The sequence below is a fragment of the Sinorhizobium sp. NG07B genome, assembly GCF_002532005.1.
Classification (GTDB): Bacteria; Pseudomonadota; Alphaproteobacteria; order Rhizobiales; family Rhizobiaceae; genus Sinorhizobium; species Sinorhizobium fredii_C.
In genome coordinates this window covers 135,619-144,096 of sequence record NZ_NWTD01000011.1, presented here as the reverse complement: position 1 = coordinate 144,096, position 8,478 = coordinate 135,619, and the positions used below count along the sequence as shown (strand labels likewise).

5 protein-coding genes are annotated in these 8,478 nt (G+C 62.8%); all 5 read right to left on the bottom strand.

The window, feature by feature from the left end; genetic code table 11:
* On the bottom strand, positions 1 to 3,276 hold a 3,276-nt coding region (locus tag CO664_RS25405; RefSeq protein WP_097540257.1), incomplete at its 3' end, for a UvrD-helicase domain-containing protein.
* Positions 3,276 to 5,930 carry a PD-(D/E)XK nuclease family protein gene (locus tag CO664_RS25400; protein WP_097527222.1) on the bottom strand — a complete coding sequence of 885 codons (2,655 nt, stop codon included), beginning with the start codon at positions 5,928 to 5,930 and terminating at the stop codon, positions 3,276 to 3,278. The genes CO664_RS25400 and CO664_RS25405, both read right to left, overlap by 1 nt.
* A 174-nt stretch (positions 5,931 to 6,104) precedes the next feature.
* On the bottom strand, positions 6,105 to 6,548 hold the full coding sequence (locus tag CO664_RS25395) for a DUF6527 family protein (RefSeq protein ID WP_097527223.1): 444 nt from the start codon (positions 6,546 to 6,548) through the stop codon (positions 6,105 to 6,107).
* On the bottom strand, positions 6,545 to 7,717 hold the full coding sequence (locus CO664_RS25390; protein WP_097527224.1) for a ThiF family adenylyltransferase: 1,173 nt from the start codon (positions 7,715 to 7,717) through the stop codon (positions 6,545 to 6,547). The genes CO664_RS25395 and CO664_RS25390 overlap by 4 nt, the downstream gene beginning before the upstream one ends.
* Positions 7,692 to 8,447: a multiubiquitin domain-containing protein gene (locus CO664_RS25385; protein WP_097527225.1), complete on the bottom strand. Its 756-nt coding sequence runs from the start codon at positions 8,445 to 8,447 to the stop codon at positions 7,692 to 7,694. Before CO664_RS25385 ends, CO664_RS25390 begins: the two co-directional genes overlap by 26 nt.
* Positions 8,448 to 8,478: the final 31 nt, after the last annotated feature.

Here is an 8,478-nt window from a genome sequence, read left to right as displayed (position 1 = left end):
ATGGTCGACTGTCTTCGGATCCGGGTTCACATCGCTCTTCCAATCGATCACCACGACCGGCCGACCCTCGTGGTCAACCGTCAGCGCATCGGCGATCCCTGCCGTCGCGACCGTTTCATCGTCCTCAGCACGAAGAGCATAAACGGGAAACTCGGCAAGCAGACTTGACCGCAGGGGCGCGATTTCCGGCAGCGCCAGCGTCCGGCTGACGCAGCCGGCCAGCTCTTCCGGGACGAGCCCGGCGGCCGAATCGGCGACCGGAACCTTGCCGAGCGCGCGGATAAGTTCCTCGGCGCGGGTAGCGAGCGCCGCCGGCGCGTCGTCGGTTTCGCCGGTCAAGACCTCTTCCATCAGCTTGTGCAGGATGAGCCCGCGTTCGCGGCCACCTTGCACGAAGGCGGGTGTTTCGAGCTCGATCGGCGCACCATGCTCTGATCCGGTCCAGATTTCCGGTTCCTCTTCCTGCAGTATCGCCCCGGCTGCATTCTCGTCGCGGCTTGGAGCAAGCCACGTCAACCGCGTCTGCCGATCGGCGATCGCGCCGGCCTCGGCCGCGAAAGCCTCGCGCGTTTGACCATTGCTCGGGCCGCCAGCAACCACGACGGTATCTGACGGCAAGTGCGACGCGTCCAGCGCGGCGAGCGCTGCGATCGACAAATCGACGAGACTGATCCACGCCGACTTCGAAGGCGTCACGTCGGGTCGCGGAAGAACCAGCAACTCCCGGGCACGCGTCGCGGCGACATACCAGAGACGGACACGTTCGCGGTCGAGCTCGTCCTTTTCTGCCTGCCGCGCGATGTCGTAGCCGGACGGCGGGACCCCGAGAATTGGGCAGTAGAACGTGTCGTTCTGCTGGTCGATCAACGCGTTGTCCGGCGCCATCACACCGGTCATAGTGTTGATAGGAATGACGACCGGCCATTCGAGACCCTTGGCCGCGTGCATGGTGAAGAGCGCGACGGCCTCTTCCTGAGCATCAGGCCGACCCTCGACGGCGCGTGCTTCGTCGGTCCACGCCGCCGTCATCGCCTCGGAGAATGCCCGCAAGCCACGGACCGCATAGTTCGTTGAGAGGCTGAGATAGAGATCGACATTGGCGAGCGCGCGTTCAGCCTGACCGCGGTGCCGTTCGAGGAGGATAGGACGCACCCGCAATACATCTACGGCTTGAGAGAGAAGCGCGTGTGGTGTTGTGCTATTGCTGCGCCGATGGAGCGCCTGCAGCTTTTGGATAACGTCGCGAGCTAGAAGATGACCGATAGCCGCTGGATCGACGCCAAGATCGAGACGGGGAATCCGGTCGGGCTCGTCCTCGGAACGCGGCAGCGTCCAGCTGATGTCCAGCAGCTCCTCTTCACTCAGCCCGACAAGCGGGCCGCGCAGAAGCGCACCCAGTGCCAGGGTGTCTCGGCGATCGGCCAGCACGCGGGTCAGCGCAATCAGATCCTGAATCTCCTGCCTACGGAAAAGACCCTTGCCAGCCTGTGTCGCCACCGGAATGCCCCGCCGCTCCAATGCTTCTTCATAGCGCCACAGATCCGCGCCGGTCGGGGCAAGGAGAGCGATATCGCCAGGCTGGCACGGCCGGTCCTCCCCATTTTTTCGGTCGAGAATGCGGTGACTGCCGATCAACCGGGCGCAGAGCTCGGCTACGGCGTCGGCTTCCGCGTCACGTTGCTGTTCGGCGCTGGCATTGCCGTCTGCGTTCGCGACGGCAATGTCGAGGGCGGCGACGCAGAGGCCTTCGCCGCGATCGGTGTGGAAAGCATCGAGCGCCGTGAAGCCGGGCTGGCCATCCGCCGACAGGATCGCCTCGAAGCGCTCGTTGACGAACGTGAGGATCGAGGCGCACGAGCGGAAATTGGTCGAGATAGACACCAGGCCGTCCGCATCCTGTGCCGCGAAGGCCGCGCGCGCCTGAACATAGGCACCGACGTCTGCACCGCGAAACCGATAAATGGCTTGCTTCGGATCGCCGACAAGAAAAAGCGCGCCGGGGCGAATTCGGAAGCTGGTCCAATCCTGCGGGTCGCCCACGGGATCGCCGCACAAGCGCCAAAAGATCTCCGCCTGGAGGGGATCTGTGTCCTGAAACTCGTCGACGAGGACGCGGCCGTAACACTGTCCAAGTGCCTGACGTACCGCTTCGTGATCCCGCAGCAGATCTCGCGCGGCGTAGATGAGATCGTCGAAATCGAGCTGGGCGCTGGCGCGCTTGTGCTCTCGATAGCGTGCTAAGGTTGGCCGTGCCTCATCGATCAGCGCCGCGAGTACCTGGCTCGATGTGGCTTGAAGTAGCGCGGTCCATGCTGCGCAGCAGGCATCAAAAAGGCCCTCTGCAGCATCATTCAGCCGCTCGCCGTCGGCCTTGGAAAGCCCCGCCTGTTTCGCCGCTGCCACCCATTTGCCCTTCTTGCGATAGGATGAAAAGCCGCCGGCCTTGGTGCACAGATCGGGATGGGGGCGTGAGACCAACAGTCCGACGAGACCCGCAGGCGTGGATGCGTGTGCTGCAGTTGGCAGGCGGGTAGCCATTTCGGAAAAGCGTACCGCGTAGACCTCAGTCTCGGGCTCGACCACGCCCGCGGCTCGCATGAAGGCAGAGAGGTCATCGGCCGCCCGCCGAAATGCCTGCAAATGGAAAGCAAGTGGCGTCACCGCTGGTGCGACGAGGCTCCTGCGTCGGCGCAGCGCTTCGGCAATCTTGTGCATGAGCGCCACGGTCTCGCCAGGACTGTGCAAAACCATCTCGGCGAGGATCCCACCCTGATCGCCCGACAAGCGTTCTCGGAGCCAGTCATCGACAATCTCGAGAAAGTTGAGGTCGGCCTGGTTGCGGTCCATGACGGTAGCGCCGGGATCGATATCCGCTTCAGCCGGGTACGGCTTGATCAGATGCTGACAGAAACCGTGGATGGTCGAACAGGTGATCTCGTCGATGGCTGCGCTCGCTGCGATGAGATTATCGCGTTGCGCTTGCGACAGACCGTCTGGCAACCCGACGCGAAGTTCAGGCGCAATACGACCTGCGGCGAGATCGGTGACGAAATCCCGGACACGGGAAAGGAGTTCGCTCGCGGCGAGTTCCGTGAACGTGACTGCCGCAATGGCGCGCGGTGCCACACCTTCGGCCAGCATGACGGCGATGCGTCCGGCCATTACCGCGGTCTTGCCCGAGCCGGCGCCGGCCTCAACGAGGATCGAACGGTCGTGTCCGCTGATGGCGTCGCGCCGGGCGGCGTCATCTTTGAGAATTCTTGGCATGGTGTTCATTATTCCACCTCCCAGACCTGAGCGACTTCGCCAAGCTGCTCGGTCGCGGCGGGTTGCTTGCGTTTGCAGTAAGTGGCGCTGGCATTGGCCGGCAGAGCGAAAGCGAGATCGTCATAGTCGCTGCCGGTGTCCGGCCCTGGCAAAGCGGCGCCACTTGCGAACGAACTTCGCGCCGCCCGCAGATGTTGGATGATCTCCGCCAGCGTGGCTTCGGGATCATCGAGCTGAAGGTCGAGCGCTTCACGCGGATAAAGCAAAGATGCGCTGATCACGACATGGTCGCCCAAGAGCGCCTTCACGGCGAAGGCGTACAGGCAGCGCTGGAGTTCGCGTCCGCCATTCAGCCGAATTTCGCCTTTGGGAGGCTTTCCGGTCTTATAGTCGCGAACGAGCGCACGGCTTCCATCGCCGGCAACATCAAGCCGATCGATGTAGCCGGCGACGCGAAACCCGGTGTCCGGAATTGTCACGGGCAAGCTCGCATCCCAGGGTAGCTCTGCCGTCGACTTGGGTTCTGACCCACCAAAGGGCACTTCGCCATAGGAACGGCTTCCCGGTAGATGCGCGTCGCCATAGGCGAGCGCCTGACCAGCTAGAAGGCGCACGTCAGCGAGTGTCCGGTCCCATATGACATTAGGGGGAATGGGGCGTTCGCTTTCCCAATCGAGTGAGACCGAGTCCACAGCCTCGGCCACGGCTCCCTCGATGGCAGCCGCATTGGCGGAAGCTAGCCCTCCGGCTGTTTCGAGGTTCCGCAAGGCGCGATCAAGCACCAAATGGATGAGATCGCCGGCGGCGAGGGCGTCAAGCACGAGAGGCTCGGCGCTGCTCTGCGGCGACTTCCAGCCGAAGGCGTAGCGCCAGAGAAAGCCGAGCGGGCTGCGCAGCAGGGTTTTTAGCGAACTGGCCGACTGGGTCCGCGCCAGGATAGCGAGAATGAGTGGATGATCAGGCCGGACGAGGCCATCATGAGGGGTGATGTCGCCCGTGCGCCAGTCCCGCCAGCAAGCGCGAGCGCCGATCGCCTGAGGGTCTGCGGCGAACTCCTGCGGTCGAGCCATCAGTCGGTCGGTCTCGCTGAAGGCATGCTCGGGGACCGCGTTGCGGCGCAAATAGGTGCCGTCGTCGTAGGCCGTCAATAGCGGGCTGCGGCCGAGCAAACGTCCGTCGCTGTCACGACGGGCGCGGGAAAGGACGACCTCACCGGACGTGGTCGCGAGGATTGTTTCGAAATCCCTGCGGTCGGCGAGGTTGACGGGAAGAGGGTCAAGCTCGACAGTCGGAATAATGTGATCTGGTATCAGCCTGTCTTCAGAAATCGCGCGCGGCCAACGCGAAGAGTTGAGCCCGATCAGCCGAACGAACCGCCGCGGCGAAGCGGCAAGCGCGCTTGCCGGCATCCAGGCGACCGACACGCAGGCCTCCAGCCCGTCATCCTGTTTCAATGTATCCAGCGTCACGTCGATGGATGCGGCAGGCCCGGCCAGCAGCGCCTTGCGCCATATGAACAGCGCCCGGCCTTTGAGGAAGGCCTCGCCGATCTCCTGCGCCGCGTCTGGTCCTTTTGCCAGTTTATCAACCACCGCACGCAGCGCGGGCACGTGATCGGCGCCATCGGGCCAGTCGTCCGGCATGAGGCGCGCAAGCAGACGGTTCCAGGCGGCCGATGTCGACAAGGGCGCATCGCTCGGCAGGACTCGCAGCCATCCGTCGGGAAGCCCAGACAGCGGTGTCGATTCTCGACACAGCGAAGCCAAACGGCGCAGACGCGATTGCGTGAGCCCGCGCACGACGATATCGGCAAGTGCCGCTGCCGCCTGTCCCTCCCGCGTCGCGACGGCGCGAACGCCGTGAACGAAATGCAGGTCGATATTGGCGTCGCCGCGTAGCGCCAGGAAATGGTCGTCATAATCGGCCGGAGAAGCCGTCGCGATTGCGATTTCGGACGGCGAAGTGCCCGCGGCGAGCAAGGCACGCGCCCACCGCATCGCCTCGATGGCTTCGTGGTACGCGGTCGCGGCACTGATGGAACGAACCTCCGGCTCTTCGGTCCCGCCCTGGATGATGGTGACGCCGCAAGCGCCCAACCAGTTCGGGACTGAGCGGGGGCCGGCCTTCCATCGCACCGGCATATGATCGGCAAGCTGCTTGACCAGAGGACGCCAGCACGGCGACAGTTCCGTCAGCCCGACGATTTCGATGTCGCCGAAAATCGCCGGTGCATGAGCAATACGGCTGCTGGCAACGGCGACAATGTCGACTGGGCGCATCATTCCTACCGGAAATTGAGCAAGGACCGCGGCCTCCAGTCCAGCGATGGCGGCGAGACGCGGGTGGTCACCTGCCCGAGCTGCGAGATCGATGCCTGCGCGCCATGCCTTGTAAAGCGTGTCTGCGGCTGCACCAATCATACCTGGCAGCGTCTTGATGCTTTCGAGCTCGCCCATCGGCATTGCTGGCAAAACCGCCTGAATCGCCGCACGCAGACTTTCCTCGTCAATCGGCCGGGCGAAACCGCCAGCAAGCCGCACAGCCGCCTGCTCAAAAGACATGATCTGGAGGCCGTGGCGACTGTCGCGCGCCGCTTCCAGCCGAGCTTCCCGCATTGCGAGGCGGCCATGGACGACAAGGGTTGACCGACTTGCGGTGGTCATGGTGTTTCCTTTCTTGGCGGATCCGGTGCGGTTTGTTCCCGATCGGCTTTGCTGGTCGGACCGCGCGAACGTCCTGCCTTTTCTGGTCCGCACGGTCTTTCTTACGAGCTACAAGCAACAGTTTGAAAGTACACTTCAGCGCGATATGCTTGCGCCGCGATGTAACTCACAGGTTTATTGCTTGGGTGCTGATATAAATGCCCAGATCCGTTGCCAGATACTGCGCTGGGGCTTTGCGGGAGCCGGATGGGCGAGAGGTTCGACCGTTGGCGGCTGTCCATAGAAGCGGGCCTTGGCGGCACGATCGCGACGACGCTCGGCTTCGACCTGTTCTTCGCTCCACGGACCTGCTTCGATCACCTTGCTTCGATCGATCACATAGTGTGACCGGCACTTCAGCGTCCAATTGCCGATCGAAGGACGGAGCGAGATGGTCTCGCCATCGAATGTCATCTTCCAGTCCGTCGGCGTGAAGGGGACGACCACCTCCTCACCACAGCCGCAGCAACAACTGTGGGCCGACGTCGCGTAGTCCATCGACACGTAGAGGACACCGGCCTCAAGGCGCTCGGGGATATGCTCAACGAAACGATGCTCAAGTCGTTGGTGCCGTATCATGCGAGGTCTCCGTTGATCAGCATGTTGCCATCGGTCGTGTAGGTGCAGTGGTGTTCCTGCTCGAGATCGCGATAGAAGCCGCGGATCTTCTTCCACTTCACCACCGCAAGAACGGCGTTGAGGGCGTTGAGGTCTGCCACCTGGATGTTGGAGGCGTAGATATCCTTGGCGCCCCCGCCCACGAAGGAGATACGCTGCGGCACATGATCCCGCTTCTCCGGTGTGCTGGCGGTCACCCGCAAGATGCCGCCAAGCGAGCCCTCGTCGAGCTCGAGCCCCATGCCGACATCAATGAACCCGGCGCCGACCGCCTCGAGCTTCTCCACGATCGCCCGCTTCGCCTCGCCCGCATCGAGGGACAGGAACGCAAACGTCACGCCGTCGAGAAGGTGGAGGTTGCCAGGCCCCAACGCGACATCGTTCGCCACGATGTTGCGGTGCATACGGCTATAAATGCGCTTCAGATATTCGACCTTCTTGGGCGCTTCTCGAAGCTCGTCCAGGCTGGGTGCACCTGGCGCGCGAAACGCATTGTGGGTGAGAAACTCGTCACGGTCGAAAAGGCGGATTTCGCTAACCGGTGTTTTCGCGACGAGGTCGAGAATGTAGCCGCCCGTGCCACCGAGCCCGATGATGGCGATGCGCTCGCCGACGAGCCGCCCTGTCAACGCGCCGATGCCGAGGCGGTCGGAGGCAGTCTCGACATAGTTGAAGACGCTCTCTTCCTCCTGTTCGGGCTCACGGAAGGTGCGCGCCGTCGAACCGGGGTTCAAAACCGCCGCCGGGCCTGCGATGATGTTCGCGTAGCTCGTCATTTTGTGGTGGTAGTCCGCATAGCCACCTTCGGGCTTGCTGGAGAAGGCATGCGTTGCCCTCAGGCCATGACCGAGGTTGAAAGCGCCGGTCGCGTGCGAAATCCCTTGAATTCGAACGCCATTGGAATGGCATGGGAAATCACCGTCCCAATGAACGACATGCGTGTCGGGCGCACGCGTCTGATCTCCGGCGAGCGTAAGACTGGAGATCAACGTGCCGACACGCAGCTGCCTGCGCTCATCGACATAAGGAATCTCGCGCATGACGAGATAGCCGCCCTGCTGCTGGACGAAGTAGCCTTCGTCCAGCAGGCGCTTGAGGTCCGGATTACGATTGAACAGTACGCGTGACATTAAAAACCGTGCCTTTCTTCTTGACATCGACGGAGCCGCCGGCCCCGAGTTCTCCGGCATGGGGCGCTGACGCCGCGTGCCGATAGGTCATCGAGAACACGACATTCGGCTCGTGCTGGCCCGGAAATGCGAGCTGGACTACCTGCTCGAACGTCACCGTCTGCGCGTCGACTGTGCGGAGGCGCGAGTTGACGACGATTTCAAAGGTCACCGGCGGCTTGCGCGCGGTGATGAAGCGCTCGATGCCGGCGCCGGTCAGGTCAATCAGCTCGTTTTGTTCGATCAAGCGGTCTTCACCGCCCGGAATTTCAAGAAAGACCGCCTCGTTATCTCCCGGCTTGGCCAGGCCATAGAGGACAGCGCCGCTGATAACGGGCTTGCCCCAGCGCAGTTCGTCGTCGTTGAGGGTCAGCTTGAATTCGCGATCCGACTGGAAAACAATGAAACGCTCGGCCCCGCGCTTGCGCAGATCGAAGGTTTCGTTCAAACGCACATCCTCGAAATCGCCCGAGGGCAAGATCGCAAAGAGGCTGTAGCCATGCCGAGGATCGAGAGATGCGGCCTCCAACACCTGGCGCCCGAGCGGCACGGGATCGCTCACCTGACGCTGCTGAAAATTGAGATCGCCCTCAGCGAGGAGAAAGCGATACCCACGCGCCGGACGAAGCGCCCGGCCTTCGCGCAGGGCGTCTCCGACATCGTCATAATCAAGAAATTCTGTTGTCGTCATAGATTGGTCCTTATGTTTTCGCCGTGGCGAC

Bases quoted from the DNA above. Each gene is read 5' to 3' on its own strand.
- CO664_RS25400 (WP_097527222.1), bottom strand. From the start codon at position 5,930: ATGACCACCGCAAGTCGGTCAACCCTTGTCGTCCATGGCCGCCTCGCA.
- CO664_RS25395 (WP_097527223.1), bottom strand. From the start codon at position 6,548: ATGATACGGCACCAACGACTTGAGCATCGTTTCGTTGAGCATATCCCC.
- CO664_RS25390 (WP_097527224.1), bottom strand. From the start codon at position 7,717: ATGTCACGCGTACTGTTCAATCGTAATCCGGACCTCAAGCGCCTGCTG.
- CO664_RS25385 (WP_097527225.1), bottom strand. From the start codon at position 8,447: ATGACGACAACAGAATTTCTTGATTATGACGATGTCGGAGACGCCCTG.